At 53.4% G+C, this 20,437-nt stretch carries 18 protein-coding genes; 8 read left to right on the top strand and 10 right to left on the bottom strand.

The window, feature by feature from the left end; translation table 11 throughout:
- The first annotated feature begins 6 nt into the window (after window positions 1-6).
- Window positions 7-2,913 (top strand): RNA polymerase-associated protein RapA, encoded by a 2,907-nt coding sequence (gene rapA / locus OGV65_RS01505; protein ID WP_286454522.1) that lies wholly within the window; start codon window positions 7-9, stop codon window positions 2,911-2,913.
- A gap of 11 nt (window positions 2,914-2,924) precedes the next feature.
- A complete protein-coding gene (gene rluA, locus OGV65_RS01500; protein WP_016151668.1) occupies window positions 2,925-3,584 on the top strand; it encodes a bifunctional tRNA pseudouridine(32) synthase/23S rRNA pseudouridine(746) synthase RluA in 660 nt (219 codons plus the stop codon).
- Between the two features lie 94 nt (window positions 3,585-3,678).
- On the opposite strand, the gene djlA is transcribed toward rluA, so the two are convergent.
- Window positions 3,679-4,494, bottom strand: coding sequence for a co-chaperone DjlA (djlA, locus tag OGV65_RS01495; RefSeq protein WP_046276044.1), 816 nt, complete (start codon window positions 4,492-4,494; stop codon window positions 3,679-3,681).
- A gap of 343 nt (window positions 4,495-4,837) precedes the next feature.
- Between djlA and lptD the strand changes: the two genes are divergently transcribed.
- From lptD to apaH, 6 genes are read left to right on the top strand one after another with little or no spacing between them, the layout of a single operon-like run.
- On the top strand, window positions 4,838-7,246 hold the full coding sequence (gene lptD / locus OGV65_RS01490) for an LPS assembly protein LptD (protein WP_235117052.1): 2,409 nt from the start codon (window positions 4,838-4,840) through the stop codon (window positions 7,244-7,246).
- A gap of 53 nt (window positions 7,247-7,299) precedes the next feature.
- Complete coding sequence (gene surA, locus OGV65_RS01485; protein WP_049281584.1) at window positions 7,300-8,586, top strand: peptidylprolyl isomerase SurA; 1,287 nt, start codon at window positions 7,300-7,302, stop codon at window positions 8,584-8,586.
- Window positions 8,586-9,578: a 4-hydroxythreonine-4-phosphate dehydrogenase PdxA gene (gene pdxA / locus OGV65_RS01480; RefSeq protein ID WP_016151664.1), complete on the top strand. Its 993-nt coding sequence runs from the start codon at window positions 8,586-8,588 to the stop codon at window positions 9,576-9,578. The genes surA and pdxA overlap by 1 nt, the downstream gene beginning before the upstream one ends.
- Window positions 9,571-10,392 (top strand): 16S rRNA (adenine(1518)-N(6)/adenine(1519)-N(6))-dimethyltransferase RsmA, encoded by an 822-nt coding sequence (gene rsmA / locus OGV65_RS01475; protein WP_286454520.1) that lies wholly within the window; start codon window positions 9,571-9,573, stop codon window positions 10,390-10,392. The genes pdxA and rsmA overlap by 8 nt, the downstream gene beginning before the upstream one ends.
- 2 nt (window positions 10,393-10,394) lie before the next feature.
- Entirely contained in the window at window positions 10,395-10,772 is a 378-nt protein-coding gene (gene apaG / locus OGV65_RS01470) for a Co2+/Mg2+ efflux facilitator ApaG/CorD (protein WP_003018867.1), read from the top strand.
- 10 nt (window positions 10,773-10,782) lie between these two features.
- On the top strand, window positions 10,783-11,631 hold the full coding sequence (gene apaH, locus OGV65_RS01465; protein WP_016151663.1) for a bis(5'-nucleosyl)-tetraphosphatase (symmetrical) ApaH: 849 nt from the start codon (window positions 10,783-10,785) through the stop codon (window positions 11,629-11,631).
- 94 nt (window positions 11,632-11,725) lie between these two features.
- On the opposite strand, the gene folA is transcribed toward apaH, so the two are convergent.
- The 9 genes from folA to OGV65_RS01420 form a co-directional block, all read right to left on the bottom strand.
- Entirely contained in the window at window positions 11,726-12,205 is a 480-nt protein-coding gene (gene folA / locus OGV65_RS01460; protein WP_016151662.1) for a type 3 dihydrofolate reductase, read from the bottom strand.
- Window positions 12,206-12,403: 198 nt separating this feature from the next.
- The gene (gene kefC / locus OGV65_RS01455; RefSeq protein ID WP_016151661.1) at window positions 12,404-14,266 is read right to left on the bottom strand and encodes a glutathione-regulated potassium-efflux system protein KefC; all 1,863 of its coding nucleotides are present in this window, start codon (window positions 14,264-14,266) and stop codon (window positions 12,404-12,406) included.
- A complete protein-coding gene (kefF, locus tag OGV65_RS01450) occupies window positions 14,259-14,789 on the bottom strand; it encodes a glutathione-regulated potassium-efflux system oxidoreductase KefF (protein ID WP_006686662.1) in 531 nt (176 codons plus the stop codon). Before kefF ends, kefC begins: the two co-directional genes overlap by 8 nt.
- Window positions 14,790-14,892: 103 nt before the next feature.
- Entirely contained in the window at window positions 14,893-15,126 is a 234-nt protein-coding gene (locus OGV65_RS01445) for a YgdI/YgdR family lipoprotein (protein ID WP_003018880.1), read from the bottom strand.
- A gap of 90 nt (window positions 15,127-15,216) precedes the next feature.
- Complete coding sequence (locus OGV65_RS01440) at window positions 15,217-16,560, bottom strand: MFS transporter (RefSeq protein WP_103848062.1); 1,344 nt, start codon at window positions 16,558-16,560, stop codon at window positions 15,217-15,219.
- A gap of 109 nt (window positions 16,561-16,669) precedes the next feature.
- On the bottom strand, window positions 16,670-16,957 hold the full coding sequence (gene fixX, locus OGV65_RS01435) for a ferredoxin-like protein FixX (protein WP_000203736.1): 288 nt from the start codon (window positions 16,955-16,957) through the stop codon (window positions 16,670-16,672).
- Complete coding sequence (locus OGV65_RS01430; RefSeq protein ID WP_016151658.1) at window positions 16,954-18,240, bottom strand: FAD-dependent oxidoreductase; 1,287 nt, start codon at window positions 18,238-18,240, stop codon at window positions 16,954-16,956. Before OGV65_RS01430 ends, fixX begins: the two co-directional genes overlap by 4 nt.
- A 49-nt stretch (window positions 18,241-18,289) precedes the next feature.
- Window positions 18,290-19,231 carry an electron transfer flavoprotein subunit alpha/FixB family protein gene (locus OGV65_RS01425; protein ID WP_094760783.1) on the bottom strand — a complete coding sequence of 314 codons (942 nt, stop codon included), beginning with the start codon at window positions 19,229-19,231 and terminating at the stop codon, window positions 18,290-18,292.
- 15 nt (window positions 19,232-19,246) lie between these two features.
- Window positions 19,247-20,017, bottom strand: coding sequence for an electron transfer flavoprotein FixA (locus OGV65_RS01420; protein WP_047498327.1), 771 nt, complete (start codon window positions 20,015-20,017; stop codon window positions 19,247-19,249).
- Between the last annotated feature and the right edge of the window lie 420 nt (window positions 20,018-20,437).

The following is a 20,437-nucleotide window of genomic DNA, read 5'->3' as shown; positions in this document are numbered from 1 at the left end:
ACATATATGCCTTTTACACTTGGTCAACGCTGGATCAGCGATACAGAAAGCGAATTGGGACTTGGTACTGTTGTCGCCATGGATGCGCGAACCGTCACTTTACTTTTCTCATCGACGGGTGAAAACCGTCTGTATGCGCGCAGTGATTCCCCCGTGACCCGCGTGATGTTCAACCCTGGCGACACGATCACGAGCCATGAAGGCTGGCAACTGCATGTCGATGAAGTAAAAGAAGAAAATGGCCTGCTTGCCTATATCGGAACCCGCCTTGATACCGAAGAAACCGATGTAACGCTGCGTGAAGTGCTGCTCGACAGCAAACTGGTTTTCAGTAAACCCCAGGATCGCCTGTTTGCCGGCCAGATTGACCGTATGGACCGCTTTGCGCTGCGCTATCGCGCACGTAAATTTCAGAGCGAACAGTACCGTATGCCGTGGAGTGGTTTGCGTGGCCAACGTACCAGCTTGATCCCCCACCAGCTCAACATTGCCCATGATGTCGGCCGTCGTCATGCCCCTCGCGTGTTGCTGGCAGACGAAGTGGGTTTAGGTAAAACCATTGAAGCTGGGATGATCCTGCATCAACAGCTGCTGTCAGGCGCCGCGGAGCGCGTGCTGATCATCGTCCCGGAGACGTTACAGCACCAGTGGCTGGTCGAAATGCTGCGTCGTTTCAACCTGCGCTTTGCGCTGTTTGATGATGAGCGTTATGCCGAAGCGCAGCACGATGCCTACAACCCGTTTGAAACCGAACAGTTGGTTATCTGTTCGCTGGACTTTGCCCGTCGCAGTAAACAGCGTCTGGAGCACCTGTGTGATGCCGAATGGGATCTGCTGATTGTCGATGAAGCCCATCACCTGGTGTGGAGCGAAGACGCGCCCAGCCGTGAATATATGGCCGTTGAACAGCTGGCAGAGCGCGTACCAGGCATCCTGCTGCTGACCGCAACGCCGGAACAGCTGGGCCTGGAAAGCCACTTTGCGCGCCTGCGTCTACTGGATCCAAGCCGCTTCCACGATTTCGCCCAGTTTGTTGAAGAACAGAAAAATTACCGTCCGGTCGCCGACGCCGTCGCCATGTTACTGGCTGGCAACAAGCTGAGTAACAATGAGCTGAACATGTTAGGTGACATGATTGGCGAACAGGACATTGAGCCGTTATTGCAGGCGGCAAACAGCGACAGCGAAGACGCCCAGAGCGCGCGTCAGGAGCTGGTTTCAATGCTGATGGACCGCCACGGCACCAGCCGCGTGCTGTTCCGAAATACCCGTAACGGTGTGAAAGGCTTCCCTAAACGCGAGCTGCATACCATCAAATTGCCGTTGCCAACCCAATACCAGACGGCCATTAAAGTCTCCGGCATTATGGGCGCGCGTAAGAGTGCGGAAGACCGCGCGCGCGACATGCTCTACCCGGAGCAGATTTATCAGGAATTCGAAGGCGACACCGGCACCTGGTGGAACTTTGACCCGCGCGTGGAATGGCTGATGGGCTACCTGACCAGCCACCGCTCGCAAAAAGTTCTGGTCATCTGCGCGAAAGCCACCACTGCGCTTCAGCTGGAGCAGGTTCTGCGCGAGCGCGAAGGTATCCGCGCCGCCGTGTTCCATGAAGGGATGTCGATCATTGAACGTGACCGCGCTGCGGCCTGGTTTAGCGAAGAAGATAGCGGCGCCCAGGTGATGCTGTGCTCTGAAATCGGCTCCGAAGGGCGTAACTTCCAGTTCGCCAGCCATCTGGTGATGTTTGATCTGCCGTTCAATCCGGACCTGCTGGAACAGCGTATTGGCCGTCTGGACCGTATTGGTCAGGTGCATGATATCCAGATCCACGTTCCATACCTGGAAAAAACCGCGCAATCCGTGCTGGTGCGTTGGTACCACGAAGGTCTGGATGCGTTCGAACACACTTGCCCGACCGGACGTACCATCTATGACACGGTATATAACAATCTGATCGGCTACCTGGCTGAGCCAGAAAACACCGATGGCTTTGACGATCTGATCAAAACCTGTCGCGAACAGCATGACGCGCTGAAAGCACAGCTGGAGCAAGGTCGCGATCGCCTGCTGGAGATCCACTCTAACGGCGGCGAAAAAGCGCTGGCGCTGGCTGAGAGTATTGAAGAACAGGACGACGATACCAGCCTGATCGCCTTCGCCATGAACCTGTTTGATATCGTTGGTATTAATCAGGATGACCGTGGCGACAATTTGATCGTGCTGACACCGTCCGATCATATGCTGGTGCCGGATTTCCCTGGGCTGCCGGAAGATGGCTGCACCATTACGTTTGAGCGTGATGTTGCCCTGTCGCGTGAAGACGCGCAGTTTATTACCTGGGAGCATCCGCTGATCCGTAATGGTCTGGATCTGATCCTCTCCGGCGACACCGGAAGCAGCACCATTTCTTTGCTGAAAAACAAAGCATTACCAGTCGGTACTCTGCTGGTTGAACTGGTCTACGTCGTTGAAGCGCAAGCGCCAAAACAGCTGCAGTTAAACCGCTTCCTGCCGCCAACCCCGGTACGCATGCTGCTGGACAAAAACGGCAACAACCTTGCCGCGCAGGTTGAATTCGAAACCTTTAACCGTCAGCTCAGCGCCGTTAACCGCCACACCGGCAGTAAACTGGTCAACGCCGTACAGCAGGATGTGCATGCCATTCTGCAACTCGGTGAAGCGCAGGTAGAAAAATCGGCCCGCGCGCTGATCGACGCGGCGCGCAAAGAAGCGGACGAGAAGCTGACGGCTGAACTCTCCCGTCTGGAAGCGCTGCGTGCCGTTAACCCGAACATCCGTGATGACGAACTCAGCGCCATTGAAAGCAATCGTCAGCAGGTGATGGAAAGCCTGGATCAGGCGGGATGGCGTCTGGATGCCCTGCGCCTGATCGTCGTGACGCATCAGTAACGGAGCCTGACATGGGGATGGAAAACTATAATCCGCCGCAAGAACCCTGGCTGGTTATCCTGTATCAGGATGAGCACATTATGGTGGTCAACAAGCCGAGCGGCTTGTTGTCCGTGCCGGGTCGTCTGGATGAACACAAAGACAGCGTGATGACGCGTATTCAGCGCGATTATCCTCAGGCTGAATCCGTACATCGTCTGGATATGGCAACCAGCGGCGTGATTGTAGTGGCGCTAACTAAAGCGGCAGAGCGCGAGCTAAAGCGCCAGTTTCGCGAACGCGAGCCGAAGAAACAGTATGTCGCACGCGTCTGGGGACATCCCGCTCCGGCCGAGGGGCTGGTTGATTTACCGCTGATTTGCGACTGGCCGAATCGGCCAAAGCAGAAAGTGTGTTATGAGACCGGAAAATCGGCGCAGACCGAGTATGAAGTGGTGGAGTTCGCGGAAGATAACACCGCCCGGGTCGTGCTCAAACCCATTACCGGACGCTCCCACCAGTTACGTGTGCATATGCTGGCATTAGGGCATCCGATCCTGGGCGACCGCTTCTACGCCCCGCCACAGGCCCTGGCGTTAGCGCCGCGCCTGCTGCTGCATGCAGAGATGTTAACTATCACGCATCCCGAATACGGCAACAGTATGACGTTTAAAGTTCCAGCAGATTTTTAAACGCAGGACCCATTTAGGCCGGGTGCTTCGCTTGCCCGGCCTACATTCATTAACGTAGGCCGGATAAGGCGCTAGCTGCCACCCGGCATAACAATTATTTAAAACCTTTCTGTTCTTTAATTAGCTCGTAAGCTTTTTGAATTTCCTGCGCTTTTTGCTTCGCCATTTCCATCATTTCTGGCGGCAGGCCTTTCGCCACCAGTTTGTCCGGATGGTGCTCGCTCATCAGCTTACGGTATGCACGCTTAATAGTGGTCGCATCATCGGTCGCTTTCACACCCAGCACATTGCAGGCGTCTTCCAGCGTCGGACCGCGTTGCGTCTGCTGCCAGCCACCGCCGCCGGACTGCTGCTGATATCCGCCGCCAAACTGGGCGCCGCCCTGCATCATGCGCAGAAACTGATCAAACTGGGTACGTGAGATCCCCAACTCTTCAGCAATCACATACAGCACTTCACGCTCGTTCGGATGCAACGACCCATCGGCAAAAGCCGCCTGGATCTGAATCTCCAGAAACATGCGGATCAGATCGAAGCGACCAAAACAGACGCTGCGAAACTGACGCATTTTTTCACGTAATGGGTAATTGTCCGATTTTCCCACCCGGAAGGCATGTTGCGCGGCGGTACGCGAGTCACCGTGCAAATTCATTCGATCCATCAATTGACTGGCGATATGGATATCGGCTTCCGTGACGCGACCTTTGGATTTGGTCAGATGCCCCATCACCTCAAAAGTGGTGGCAAAAAACAGCGCCTGGCGTTCACGCTGGTTGGCAAACCACGCCATTTTGCGCATGCGGGCTTTGTCGAACATGTGGCCAACTAACAGGCCCAGAACCACACCCCAGAAGCCGCCGCCCATCATTAAGGCCACGGCGACACCAATTATCTTTCCCCAATACTGCATAGACTCCCCAAATCTTTCTGCTCTCAGCCAGGATATGTCCCACAATATAAGGTGCTTTTACCGATTTACGGCTGCGGTCAATTGTGGGACATCGCCTATAATTTGCATTATCATACCTGTCATTCTATGCCGTGCCTAACACCACAAACGCTATACCCGTTGGATTTCGAGTTGCAACAAGGCGGCAACGCAGTGACCAATTCGTCTGGAACGAAGATGCAGCTTGAAAGGTGGCGGGATAAAATGGGCAGGATTAATACTAGCGAAGTGAAGATGAGATAAGTTAGGCTGTGACCGTTTGTCACGCGCGACGCTACTGATGATGGAACAATAAATACAACGTATGAAAAAACGTATTCCCACTCTTCTGGCCACCATGATTGCCAGCGCCCTCTATAGCCATCAGGGTCTGGCAGCCGATCTCGCCTCACAGTGTATGCTGGGCGTGCCAAGCTATGACCGTCCTCTGGTACAGGGCGAGACTAATGAATTACCCGTCACCATCACTGCTGACAACGCGAAAGGGAATTACCCGGATGACGCGGTGTTTACCGGCAATGTGGACATCGCACAGGGTAACAGCCGCCTGCAGGCCGACGAAGTGCAGCTTCATCAGAAGCAGGCAGAAGGCCAGCCGGAGCCAGTTCGTACCGTCGATGCGCTGGGCAATGTCCATTATGATGACAATCAGGTTATTCTGAAGGGGCCGAAGGGCTGGTCTAATCTGAATACCAAAGATACCAACATCTGGGAAGGTGATTATCAGATGGTAGGCCGTCAGGGGCGCGGAAAAGCCGATCTGATGAAGCAGCGTGGGGAAAACCGCTATACCATTCTGGAAAACGGTAGCTTCACCTCCTGTCTGCCAGGTTCCAATACCTGGAGCGTCGTCGGTAGCGAAGTCATTCACGACCGTGAAGAACAGGTCGCAGAGATCTGGAACGCCCGTTTTAAACTGGGTCCGGTTCCGGTCTTTTACAGTCCTTATTTACAGTTACCCGTCGGCGATAAGCGTCGCTCTGGTTTCCTGATCCCGAACGCAAAATACTCTACCAACAACTATTTTGAGTTCTATCTCCCGTATTATTGGAACATTGCGCCCAATATGGACGCCACCATCACGCCGCATTATATGCACCGTCGTGGCGGTATCATGTGGGAGAACGAATTCCGCTACCTCACCCAGGCGGGTGCAGGTCTGATGGAGTTCGACTATCTGAATTCCGATAAAGTGTACGAGGATGAACATCCGAAGGATGACAATTCCCGCCGCTGGCTGTTCTACTGGCAACACTCTGGTGTGATGGATCAGGTGTGGCGTTTCAACGTTGACTACACCAAGGTCAGCGACACCAGCTACTTTAACGACTTTGACAACAAGTACGGTTCCAGTACCGACGGCTACGCCACGCAAAAATTCAGCGTCGGCTATGCGGTACAAAACTTTGACGCGACGGTTTCGACCAAGCAGTTCCAGGTCTTCGACGCACAAAACAGTAACAGTTACTCTGCGCAGCCGCAGTTAGACGTCAACTACTACCAGAATGATGTGGGTCCGTTTGACACCCGGATTTATGGTCAGGCAGTCCATTTCGTTAATACCAACGACAACAGGCCGGAAGCAACTCGTTTACACCTTGAACCGACCATCAATCTACCATTGTCGAATAATTGGGGAAGTATCAACACTGAGCTGAAGCTGTTGGCAACGCACTATCAGCAAAACAACATCAGCGAGTATCAAGCATTCGCAAGAAATAATTATCGTAACAATCCTAATCCGGATAATTTAAATACCCTTAACGCGGCGAATTCCCTGGAAGATTCCGTCAACCGCGTCATGCCGCAGTTTAAAGTTGACGGTAAACTGGTCTTCGAACGCGATATGGAAATGCTGGCCCCGGGATATACCCAGACGCTGGAGCCGCGAGCGCAGTACCTGTACGTACCGTATCGCGATCAAAGTAATATTTTTAACTATGACTCGTCCCTGCTGCAATCTGACTACAGCGGCCTGTTCCGCGATCGCACCTATGGCGGTCTGGACCGCATCGCATCTGCCAACCAGGTCACGACCGGGGTCACATCTCGCGTTTATGATGACGCGGCCGTTGAACGTTTTAATATTTCTGTGGGTCAAATCTACTATTTCACCGAGTCTCGCACTGGCGATGACAACATTAAATGGGAGAATGACGACAAAACGGGCTCACTGGTATGGGCTGGTGACACCTACTGGCGCATCTCCGATCGCTGGGGTTTACGCAGTGGGATCCAGTACGACACGCGTCTGGACAGCGTTGCAACCAGCAGCAGCAGTATCGAATACCGCCGCGACGAAAACCGTATGCTGCAGCTGAACTACCGTTATGCCAGCTCTGAATATATCCAGGCAACCCTGCCGTCTTACTACTCTACAGCAGAGCAGTATAAAAACGGGATTTCACAGGTGGGTGCGGTAGCAAGCTTCCCGATCGCCGACCGCTGGTCGATTGTCGGGGCTTACTACTTTGATACCAACGTGAACAAAGAAGCGGATTCCATGCTGGGTCTGCAGTACAACTCCTGCTGTTACGCCATTCGCTTCGGCTACGAACGTAAGCTGAACGGCTGGGATGACACTCAGAAACATGCAGTTTATGACAACACGATCGGCTTTAATATCGAACTACGCGGCCTGAGTTCCAACTACGGTCTCGGCACCAACCAAATGTTACGTTCGAACATTTTACCGTATCAAAGCTCTTTATGATCTGATTGATTTACAACGTAATCCGCTTTGCGGTTAATTGAAATGGAAAAAGTATGAAGAACTGGAAAACGCTGCTTCTCGGTATCGCCATGATCGCGAATACCAGTTTCGCTGCCCCGCAGGTAGTCGATAAAGTCGCAGCCGTCGTCAATAACGGCGTCGTACTGGAAAGCGACGTCGATGGCTTAATGCAGTCAGTAAAACTTAATGCGGGTCAGGCTGGTCAACAATTACCGGACGACGCCACGCTGCGTCATCAGATCCTGGAACGTTTGATCATGGATCAAATCCTCCTGCAGATGGGTCAGAAGATGGGTGTTAAAATCTCTGACGAGCAACTGGATCAGGCGATTGCCAACATCGCCAAGCAAAACAACATGACGCTGGATCAGATGCGCAGCCGTCTGGCACAGGATGGCTTAAGCTATTCGACCTATCGTAACCAGATCCGCAAAGAGATGACCATCTCTGAAGTGCGTAACAACGAAGTTCGCCGTCGCGTTACTATCCTGCCTCAGGAAGTGGATGCCCTGGCGCAGCAGGTCGGCAACCAAAACGATGCCAGCACCGAGCTGAACCTGAGCCACATTCTGATCCCATTACCGGAAAACCCAACTTCTGACCAGGTTAACGCGGCTGAAAGTCAGGCGCGCTCTGTTGTTGATGAAGCGCGTAACGGTAGTGATTTCGGCAAACTGGCTATCACCTATTCCGCTGACCAGCAGGCGCTGAAAGGCGGCCAGATGGGTTGGGGACGTATTCAGGAGCTGCCGGGCATCTTTGCCCAGGCGCTAAGCACCGCGAAAAAAGGCGATATCATCGGCCCAATTCGTTCTGGTGTCGGCTTCCACATCCTGAAAGTTAACGATATGCGTGGTCAAAGCCAGAGCATCTCCGTGACTGAAGTTCATGCCCGCCATATTCTGCTCAAGCCATCGCCGATCATGACCGATCAACAGGCGCGTCTGAAGCTGGAACAAATCGCAGCTGATATTAAGAGCGGTAAAACAACCTTCGCGGCAGCGGCTAAAGAGTTTTCTCAGGATCCGGGTTCTGCCAACCAGGGCGGCGATCTGGGCTGGGCTGCAGCGGATATTTTCGATCCCGCTTTCCGCGATGCGCTGACCAAACTTCAGAAAGGCCAGATGAGTACCCCGGTGCACTCCTCTTTCGGGTGGCATCTGATCGAGCTGCTGGACACGCGTAACGTTGATAAAACTGACGCGGCGCAGAAAGACAGAGCTTATCGTATGCTGATGAACCGTAAATTCTCGGAAGAAGCTGCGACCTGGATGCAGGAACAGCGCGCCAGCGCCTACGTTAAAGTTCTGAGCAACTAATGACTCGTATTCAACGCGTTGTGATCACTCCCGGCGAACCCGCCGGGATTGGCCCGGACCTGGTGGTTCAGCTCGCCCAGCGTGAGTGGCCTGTAGAACTCGTTGTCTGTGCGGATGCCGCACTCCTCAGTGACCGGGCAGCAATGCTCGGTTTACCGCTTTCACTCCTCCCATACTCTCCAGATACCCCAGCCAGACCGCAATCAGCAGGTACGTTGACGCTGTTGCCGATTGCTCTGCGGGCGCCTGTTATCGCGGGTCAGTTGGCGGTAGAGAACGGACAATATGTGGTGGATACGCTGGCTCGCGCCTGCGATGGTTGTCTGCAAGGTGAGTTTGCGGCGCTGATTACCGGTCCGGTACACAAGGGCGTAATCAATGACGCAGGCGTCCCGTTTACCGGACATACCGAGTTTTTTGAAGAGCGCTCACAGGCGAAGAAAGTCGTCATGATGCTGGCGACTGAAGCGCTGCGCGTTGCCCTGGCAACCACTCATTTGCCGCTCAGAGCCGTTGCCGACGCCATTACGCCTGCTCTGCTTAAGGAAGTGATCGGTATTTTGCATCATGATTTGCGCACCAAGTTTGGCATTGCCGATCCGCATATTCTGGTGTGCGGTCTTAACCCGCATGCCGGTGAAGGTGGTCATATGGGAACGGAAGAGATAGACACCCTCATTCCGGTCCTTGATGAACTGCGTGCGCAGGGGATGAAATTAAACGGCCCGCTGCCCGCAGATACGCTGTTTCAGCCCAAATATCTCGACCACGCGGATGCCGTGCTGGCAATGTACCACGATCAGGGTCTCCCCGTGCTAAAATACCAGGGATTTGGTCGCGGTGTGAATATCACGCTGGGCCTGCCCTTTATTCGCACATCCGTCGATCACGGCACCGCGCTTGAACTTGCGGGTCGTGGGCAAGCAGATGTCGGCAGTTTTATTACGGCGCTTAATCTCGCCATCAAAATGATTGTTAATACCAATGAATAATCGAGTCCATCAGGGCCACTTAGCCCGTAAACGTTTCGGGCAAAACTTCCTCAACGATCAGTTTGTGATCGAAAGTATTGTCTCTGCTATCAACCCGCAGAAAGGTCAGGCTATGGTCGAAATCGGCCCGGGCCTGGCAGCGTTGACCGAACCTGTAGGCGAACGCCTGGACAAGCTCACGGTCATTGAGCTGGACCGCGATCTCGCCGCCCGCCTGCAAACACACCCGTTTTTAGGGCCGAAGCTGACGATTTATCAGCAAGATGCCATGACCATGAACTTCGGCGAACTCGCACAAACGATGGGTCAGCCGCTGCGCGTATTCGGCAACCTGCCGTACAACATCTCCACGCCGCTCATGTTCCATCTTTTTTTCTATACTGATGCCATCGCCGACATGCATTTCATGTTGCAAAAAGAGGTGGTCAACCGTCTGGTTGCAGGGCCAAACAGTAAAGCGTATGGTCGATTAAGCGTCATGGCGCAGTATTACTGCAATGTGATCCCGGTACTTGAAGTGCCGCCATCCGCATTTACGCCTGCGCCTAAAGTCGATTCCGCCGTGGTACGTCTGGTCCCTCACGCGACAATGCCGTACCCCGTTAAAGATGTTCGTGTGCTGAGCCGTATTACCACTGAAGCGTTTAATCAGCGTCGCAAAACGGTACGTAATAGTCTCGGTAACCTGTTTAGCGTTGAAGTACTAACAGAGCTGGGCGTTGATCCGGCGATGCGAGCGGAAAATATCTCTGTCGCGCAATACTGCCGGATGGCTAACTATCTGTCAGAAAACGCGCCATCGAAGGAGAGTTAAACATGATCAATTCGCCCCGAGTGTGCATTCAGGTACAAAGCGTCTACATTGAGGCGCAATCCTCACCTGATGATGAACGTTACGTTTTTGCTTATACCGTGACTATCCGCAATTTGGGGCGAGCGCCTGTGCAGCTGTTGGGGCGTTATTGGTTGATCACCAATGGTCATGGCCGTGAAACCGAAGTTCAGGGCGAAGGCGTGGTTGGCGTTCAGCCCCACATTGAACCTGGCGAAGAGTACCAGTACACCAGCGGTGCGGTGATTGAAACACCGCTGGGCACCATGCAGGGTCATTACGAAATGATCGATGAACAAGGGATCGCCTTTACTATCGACATTCCCGTGTTCCGACTCGCCGTTCCTACACTCATTCATTAAAACAATAGCTATGGCAACATACCTCATTGGCGACGTTCACGGTTGTTACGATGAACTGGTAGCCTTGCTGCACCAGGTTGACTTTAATCCAGAACAAGACACCTTATGGCTCACCGGCGATCTGGTCGCGCGTGGGCCAGGGTCGTTAGACGTTTTGCGCTACGTTAAATCGCTGGGCGACAGCGTACGGTTAGTCCTCGGTAATCACGATTTACACCTGCTGGCCGTGTTTGCTGGCATCAGCCGTAATAAACCAAAAGACCGGCTCACGCCGCTGCTTGAGGCACCGGATGCTGACACGCTGCTTAACTGGCTACGTCGCCAGCCGCTGTTGCAGGTTGATGAAGAGAAGAAACTGGTCATGGCGCATGCAGGGATTACCCCACAGTGGGATCTGCAGACGGCGAAGGACTGTGCTCGCGATGTTGAAGCCGTGCTGTCGAGCGATTCTTATCCATTCTTCCTTGATGCCATGTACGGCGACATGCCAAATAACTGGACCCCGGAACTGACGGGGCTGGCGCGCCTGCGTTTTATTACCAACGCGTTTACCCGCATGCGTTACTGCTTCCCCAACGGTCAGTTGGACATGTACAGCAAAGAGTCGCCAGAAGATGCGCCTGCCCCGCTGAAGCCGTGGTTTGCCATTCCCGGACCGGTCAGTGAAGCCTATAGCATTGCATTCGGGCACTGGGCATCGCTGGAGGGCAAAGGCACGCCAGAAGGTATTTACGCGTTAGATACGGGGTGTTGCTGGGGCGGGGATCTCACCTGTCTGCGCTGGGAAGACAAACAGTACTTTGTACAGCCATCAAATCGCCATCTGAATCTGGATCCCGGCGAGGCCGTCAACGCCTGATAGCCGTCTGCCGGATGGCGGTGCTTACACCTAATCCGGCAGACGAATGTGCAATCTGTAGGCCTGATTAGCGCAACGCCATCAGGCATCCACATTAACGACGTTCCAAAATCTCGAAGCAGTAGCTGTGGGAGTTTTGCGCGTCAGCATCGTGGAATTCACTGAACACCGATTCCCAGTCATCCGGTTCGTAGTCCGGGAAATGCGTATCCCCTTCAACTTCCGCATCAATGTGTGTCAGATACAGTTTCTGCGCTTTCGGCAGGAACTGCTCATACACACGCCCACCGCCAATAACCATGATTTCAGGTTCATCGCCACAGGCCGCGATCGCTTCCTCAACAGACTTCACCCACTGCACGCGATCGTCGGTGCCAGGCTTGCTGCTGATGACGATATTTTTACGCCCTGGCAACGGTCGCCCGATGGATTCCCACGTGTGGCGTCCCATAACAACCGGCTTGTTTAAGGTGTTACGTTTAAACCAGGCGAGATCGGCAGGTAGGTTCCATGGCATGGCATTTTCCATACCGATGACGCGATCTACCGCTAACGCCGCAATCAGACTGATCATTGAATGTTTCCCGGATACAAAAAAATTGTCGCCACTATACGGAAAGCGCAATCTTTCGTCGACTGGCGGAAAGAGGATGAGCATGAAAATTTTCCGTTCTGCTGGCGAACCGACCTATTTAAGGTGGTACGCCAGCATTACAGTAGTTCAAAAACAGCCAATTAGCAGTAAAGTTTGCAGAACATCACATTTTTTACCCTATGCTGACGGTTTCACTTCCGGCTCATCGGCGACGTCGCCCGTATGCTTACCTTCATCCGTGCCTTGCCAGCCATGGCGTTGAATTAATGATAAGTGCTGACGATCTTCCGCAATAATTTCACTCAGCATTTCGCTGGTGCGTTTATATACCGCCGCGCGGGACGTTGCGTCATTTTCCCCTTTCACCATCTCCTCAACCATCAGCGTGTTGAAGCGGCGGAATACATCGGCCCGCTCACGCGCTTCATAGCGTCCAAGCCCAAGACCTTCCAGTGCCAAACGTCCGGTCTTCAGCGCGCCCTCAAAGGTTTCACGTTCCGGCATCTCCACGCCAGCCTGGCGCAAGCGGATGTAATGATCCACGTCGCGCGCACGGGCAATAATTTGCAGATGCGGGAAATACTGTTTCACCATTTCGGTCAGTTGCAGGCTGGTTTGCGGATCGTCAATGGCGTTAATAATAACTTCAGCTTTAGCCGCCCCGGCAGACTCCAGCAGATCCATCCGCGTCGCATCGCCATAGAAAACCTTCATGCCGAATTTACGCAGCGTTTCGATATGGTCCGGGTCATGATCAAGAACCACCATTTTGACCCCGCTCGACAACAACAGACGACCGGTTATCTGACCAAATCGCCCAAACCCGGCGATGATCACCCGAGGTTGTTCCTCGTCGATTTCATCTGCTTCCCGCTCTTCACCGGTCGCCGATTTTTCCAGACGCGTCAGAATTACCAGTAAAATCGGCGTCGCCGCCATCGACAGCGCCACCGCCAGCGTCAGAGATTTCGCCCAATCAGGATCAAGCACGTTTGCCATTTGCGCCGCGCCAAACACCACGAAGGCAAACTCACTGCCCTGCCCTAATAACACGGCAAACCATCTGCGCTGCTTGTTCGGCACCTGTAAGGGTTTCGCTATCAGCCACAGCATGACGGTTTTGATAACCAGGAAACCGACCAACAGAATGATAATGCGCAAGGGATTATCAATCAGCGTACCAAAGTCGATAGACATCCCGACACCGATGAAAAACAGTCCCAGCAGCAGCCCTTTAAATGGCTCAATATCGCTTTCCAGCGCGTGACGATACTCAGAGCTTGCCAGCAGCACACCGGCCAGGAACGCCCCCATCGCCATCGACAGTCCAACCTCTTCCAACAACAGACCGAAGCCAAAAACGAGGAACAGCGCAACGGCACTGAATACTTCCCGCAGGCCAGAGCGAGCGACAAAACGCAAGGCTGGACGCGTCACATAACGCCCCAGCAACACCACCAGCACCAGGGCGCTCGCCACCTTAAGGGCGGAGAGCGCAAACGCCCCAAGCGTTGTCGATGCGCCGCTCGCCGCAAGTAATGGGATCATCGCCACCAGAGGAATAGCGGCGATATCCTGGAACAGCAGCACGGCAAACGCGCTGCGTCCCATTTGCGAAACCATCAGGTTCCGTTCATTCATCGCCTGCATAGCAATAGCCGTGGAGGAAAGCGCCAGCGTCATGCCGATCAGTTCCGCTACCTGCCAGCGCAGGCCGAGGAACATACAGAACAAACCAATCAGACCGCCGCATACCACCATCTGCAGCGCACCACCACCGAACACCGAGGCCCGCAGTTTCCACAAACGTTGCGGATCCAGCTCCAGACCGATGACAAACAGCATCAGCACCACGCCGATCTCGGCAAAATGCAGGATTGATTCAGCGTCGGTCACCATCCTCAGGCCCCAGGGTCCAATAATGCACCCTGCGATGAGATACCCCAGCACTGACCCTAGTCCCAGTCGCACGGCAATGGGGACAATCAGCGCCGCCGATCCGAGATAAATCAGCGCCTGTATTAGCGTATGGTTATCCATGATGAACCTCCTGCCACTCCAACAGACGCTGTTTGTAATGACGCGCCTGCGCCTGCAGAGTTTCATCATCACAGATAAACGTACAGTGCATCGCAAACGGCGGCAGCCATTTGAGCCCACAGTAGAGCGCCGTTGCCTGTAAGGGCTGGGAAAGCACATCAAATCCGGGGTGGGAGCCAATATCAAAGTGGTTTTCGCCGCCGCCGGTCGTCACTGCCCACAGCAGATGTTTACCGTGGAGCGCAGTCCCGCCGTGGCCATATGCCCAACCGTGCGAAAGGACCTTGTCCATCCACAGCTTGAGTAAGGGAGGTGTGCTATACCATTGCATAGGATGCTGCCAGATAATCAAATCAGCGCGCGCCAGCGCATCCTGTTCAGCGGCAATATCGATATTGAAGTCGGGGTAAAGCTGGTAGAGCGAGCGGATCTCCACGCCCTCCAGCGTCCTTGCCTGTTCAAGCATCCGCTTATTCGCATGCGAGTGCTGCGGATAGGGATGCGCATAAATGATGAGGATCATGATTAGCCTGTTTCACTGCATTATTGTAATAACAGTGAGTTTAGTCAGTTAATCCGCAGGCTAACAGTCAATATTATTGAGTGGTTGAATGGAGAAAACTGAACTAGTTATCCAGTTCGCTCATATCTTTAACCTGATCGCGGTTAATTTGTTCCGTCTTACCCGTTTGCGCATTTTTGTACGACACCAGGCCTGTATCATCATCAACTTGCGGTTTGCCGTCGGTCACGATTGTTTTGCCATCGGTCGTTTTAACCGCCTGGTTCGAGGAGCAACCGGCTACGGTGAACAGTGCTGCTGCGGTAAAAATAGAGGTGATCAGAATATGTTTTTGCATGGTGTTCTCCCTGCTTTTCAGTCGTTTTCAGTGATATACCCGTTAACTGTAGGCTAACTGACTGAGTTGCAGGGAAAATACAGAACACTCCTAATAACCCGCCTTGGTCACGGGCTTACTGCGGATCGTCATTTGGCTGGTTTGCGCCAGCGTCAGACCTCGCGTTTCCGGGGCGAAAGCGATGGACACGAGCAGGCCAATCAGCGAAATGCCCGCCCCCATCAGCATGACATTACTGATCCCGTATTTGGTGATGAACACCGGCAGCGCCCAGGTTGAAACAATGGTGCCGATACGGCTTAAGGACATAATCACCCCGACGGCAGACGCACGAATATCGGTGGGAAACAGTTCGTTAGGGTATAGCCATTGCAGGTTTCCTGGTCCCCCAGAGAAAAACGCGTATACGGCAAACGCCAGCACCACCAGCCACGCGCCCATATCAGGGATTAACCCCAGCACGGCCAGCGCCAGCGTCATCATAATGAAGCTGCCAATTAACAGCGGTCGTCGGCCCGCGCTATTAAGCCAGAACATGGGAGGAATGCACCCCAACATAAAGCATAAGCTGATTACCACATTTCCTAACGCGGCGCTTTTCCCGGCACCAAGCCCCAGCAGCCCCACAATCTGCGGACCAAAGGTATAAATGGCAAACATCGGGATCACCTGACAAGTCCAGATAGCGGCGACAAACAGTACAAACGGGAAATGACGGCGATTAAATAGCTGAAGAAAGCGCGTCTCCTGCGGCGCTTCTTCGTCGAACACCACCGGTTCGCCGAACAGTTTGATCATCATCTCCTCACACTCTTTCACCCGACCTTTACGCAGCAGCCAGCGCGGCGATTCAGGAAGATCGAAACGCCCAATCAGGATCAAAATGCAGGGGATCACCGCGCTGCCCAACATCCAGCGCCATCCGCCCTCAACATCATACAACCAGTAGCCGACCAGATCGGCACAGGTGGCGCCGACATACCACATAGCGGCGATAAAACCGATGGAGAAAGCGCGCTGGCGGGTATTGGAGAACTCGGTGATCATCGAGGTGGCGATCGGGTAGTCGGCACCAATCACAATGCCGATCAGCACGCGCATTACCAACAACTCAACGGGCGAGGAGACAAACATGGTTGCCGCCGATATCACGCCAATGGCGATAATATCGATAATGAACATTTTGCGCCGCCCGACCTTGTCGGAAATGTAGCCAAACAGCGACGTCCCCACAAACAGCCCCGCGAGCGTACCGGCGCCCAGCAGACCAATCCACTGCGCATCCAGTTTCAATGCTGGCGTGAGCTGTTCCAATGCCACGCCAATCATCACCAGCACATAACCATCCAGAAACGGCCCACCGCTTCCCCACAGCATTATCCGGCGGTGAATAGAGGTGAATTTGATGTCATCAAAGTTCCTGGGCTGCTGCATGGTTATGTCCTGTTTTATTTTAACTTAATGCCTGATGACGTTACGCTTATCAGGCCTACGCATTGTTCCTGTAGGCCGGATAAGGCGAAGCCGCCATCCGGCACCAGGTTTAGCCGTAGCGGAACTCCACGCCAAACGTCCCACGCGGGTATTCCCATTTTTCCAGCGCTGTATCCAGTCCGAGAATGCGGCACGTTCCGCATTCCAGGCATCCGGCATAATCAAAACGTACGCTACCGTCATCCTGCTTTTTATACAGGCCAGCCGGACAGGCCTTAATCAGCACCTCCAGCGCCTGTTTATCAGGATCGGTTTTGAGAATGATATGCGGACTGTCTTCATCCACATTGAACTTATTGACGCCCAGTTTGACGTCCACGTTGACGGGAGATGTCATAATACGGTCACTCCTTTCAGGCCATCTTTCATCAGGTTGATGAAGCCCACTTTCTTCGCATGGCGCAGGATTTTTTTACGCATTGGCACCGGTGCCGAACCATCCACGGTGAACAGGTCGCGCGCAATACTGACCGCCATTTCCGGATAAGCGGTAAACATGCGTGGGTTATCAAGAAAAGCGGGTAGCTTTTGATACATGCGCATATCGCGCATCGGGCCTTCGTCCAGATGCTGACGGTATTCCTCCAGCGACTGCTTGCTAAAATCGTCGCGCTTCATTGCGGAAAGTACCGTTTTCGCCGCCGCTTCACCTGCGGATATGGCGAGATCCATACCGCGAATGGTAAAGCCGAGGTTCATACACATTCCGGCAGCGTCACCAGCAATCAGTACGCCGTCCCCCACCAGTTCTGGCTGCATGTTGATACCGGCTTCCGGTACGACGTGCGCGGCATATTCCACCAGCTTGCCACCGGCGATCAGCGGGGCAACCGCCGGATGTTGTTTGAAATCTTCCAGCATTTGCGGAACCGATTTTTTCGCATCTTTCAGATGATGAAGGCCGCAGACCAGTCCCAGAGAAAGGGTCGTTTCATTCGTATAGAGAAAGCCACCGCCCATCAACCCATCGGTGGGCGATCCGGCAAACAGACAGGCAGCCCCTTCGTTCCCTTGTAACTGGAAACGATCTTCAATTACCGATTTCGGCAACTCGATCAGCTCTTTTACGCCGACAGCAACATGCGATGCCTCGACGCGCTTTGCCATACCCAACTTTTCAGCCAACAGAGAATTCACTCCGTCGGCAAGGATCACCACTTTGGCTTCCAGAATATCGCCATCGGCTTCCACGCCCACGACTTTGCCCTCGCGCTGCACAACGTTATCCACGCGGATACCAGTGATGAGCTGAGCGCCAGCTTCTTCGGCCTGTTCCATCAGCCAGGCGTCAAATTTACTGCGTAAGACAGAGTAAGAAACCTGCGACGATTTGGCGTCTTCGCCGTTGCAATAGTCGATGGTCATCGCCCCTTTGTCGGTCATAAAGGCGAGTTTTTCGTGGGTGATGATGCGTTCAATGGGGGCCTGCTCAGCAAAACCGGGAATGATGTTCTCCAGGCTATGCGCATACATGCGCCCACCGGTGACATTCTTCGCGCCAGCAGAATTGCCGCGCTCGATAACCAGCACCTGTGCGCCCTCCCGAGCCAGCACCAGCGCCGCAACCGAACCCGCCAGACCTGCACCCACGATGATGGCATCAAAGATATCTTCGGACATACGTACTCCTGTCAGCGGCAGGACACCTTCGCATCCTGCCCGAAATGGTTTAACGCGCTAAAGCAGCCGTCAGCGCAGGCAGGATCTTCAGTGCATCGCCAACGATGCCAAAATCCGCATACTGGAAAATCGGCGCATTTTTATCTTTGTTGATGGCGAAAATCGTCTGCGCACCGTTGGCGCCGACCATATGTTGGATCTGCCCGGAGATCCCCACGGCCAGATACAGTTCAGGCTTGAGCATCAGGTTGGAGATGCCGACGTAGCGTTCGTGTTCCATCCACTTCTCGTTTTCCGCCACCGGACGGGAGCACGCCAGCTCGGCACCAATCGTCTGGCACAGCGCCTCCGCCAGCGAGATATTTTCTTTGCTGCCGATCCCGCGTCCCACGCTAACCACCAGACGGGCTTTGTCGAGATCGACGCTATTGCTCTGACGTGCCTGAGTTGCCGTACGAGTAACGGCTACAGCCGGAGCCTGCCATGACACAGTGTGCACCTCGCCGCTGCGGGCGGTATCCGGTTGCTGCGCGTCAAACGTTCCACTGCTGAGCGTTATCACGGCGAACGGCGAAGCGATTGTTTCTGCCCCCATCGCCAGGCCGCCGTAGACCATATGTTTTACCGCCGCTTTTCCGTCCTGCACGGCGACTGCACTGGCGTCGTTGGAGACCGCTGCCGACAAGCGAAAACCCAGTTTTGCCGCTAACAGCTTGCCGCGACGCGTATTTGGCAGCAGCACCGCCCCGCCCTCGCTGTGCTGACGAATAGTTTCGGCCATCACATCAGCGTAGTCTTCGACCATACGCTCTTCTGGTTTACCGCTGAGTAACCAGACATCATCTGCGCCTAAATGGCATGCCGTCGCGCAGTCCGCTTCACTCAGCACAAACGTGTTAACTTTTTCACCTAAAGCCTGCGCACCATTCATCAGTTCCGGCAGACGAGAAGGGGTATCGCTGAATACCCAGATACTGGAAAATTTGTTCATAACATCCCCTGATAATTAAATGATTTTGCGAAGATTCTCGACAAACGCGGCAATCTGTTCTTCACCGTCACCTTCAATTACAACGCGCTGACGCTCGCGCTGCTTCGGTGCAGCAACGTGTTGTTCGGAATATGCCTGCGCGCTGTTAAGGCCAATATCTGCCGGCGACCAGACCTGAACCGGTTTTTTCGCTGCGCCAAGAATGGCTTTCATGGAAGGGATTTGTGGGGTGTTGATGTCCGTTGAGACCGCGATCACCGCCGGAAGCGGAATGCTCAGAGTTTCGACTTCATCTTCCAGTTCACGCTCTACCGTCAGAGTGCTGTCGGTAAGAGAGAGGATTTTACTCACGCCGTTAATCGCCGGAATGTTCAGCGCTTCTCCCACCAGCAGACCAACCTGCTGAGCATAAAGATCGGAAGAACCGTCACCGCAAATAAGCAGATCGAAACCTGCTTTTTGCGCGGCGGCAGCCAGCGCGCTGGCAGTTTGTTGCGGCAGCGCCTGCTCAAATTGATCGTCAATAACAACAATCAGTTCATCTGGGCCACGGGAAAGCACATCTTTTCGCCCTTTTGCATTGGTCAGCGCTTTGCCGCCGACGCTCATGGCCACAACCTGGGCCTCTCCTGACTGTTGTTTCAACTGACAAGCAGCTTCGATCGCATTCAGATCATACTGGCTTATTTTGCCATCCGCTTTGCTGAAATCGAGTGAACCGTCAGCATTATTAATCGCAATATCCTGTTCATCAGGTACGCATTTGTAGCAAGTAATTATCTTCATTGCATCTCCAGAAATCATGAAGGAAACGTATTTATATCGGCAGTGTTAAATACAGATATCACGCTCTTTAATTCGGAAATAAAACCTTAATCACCAATATTGAAAATGTCACACATTGAAATTCGTAACTTTCAATAGTGTTATGCACCTCACCAATATTGAAAGAATCACGTCAAATATGAAAATTTTCAATATTGTCTGCGGGTTCAACAATATTGAACGCCAGTCACTTAAAAAAGTTAAAAAACCACAGACAACAAATTGATTATAAACAAAAAATATCAAATTTTTGAGCTAATTACTCAGCATAAAAAAGTGTGACGAAGATAACAGAACCACCCGATATGAATACTCATTATGGGTTACTCACTGAGGCGCTCCCAGAGGTTAAAAAGTTATCAACAAATCATTAATAATAAA

Origin of the sequence: Citrobacter sp. Cb004 (genome assembly GCF_030337065.1) — a bacterium.
Classification (GTDB): Bacteria; Pseudomonadota; Gammaproteobacteria; order Enterobacterales; family Enterobacteriaceae; genus Citrobacter; species Citrobacter braakii.
The sequence above is the reverse complement of the archived record's forward strand: the minus strand, read 5'-3'. Positions and strand labels throughout refer to the sequence as shown.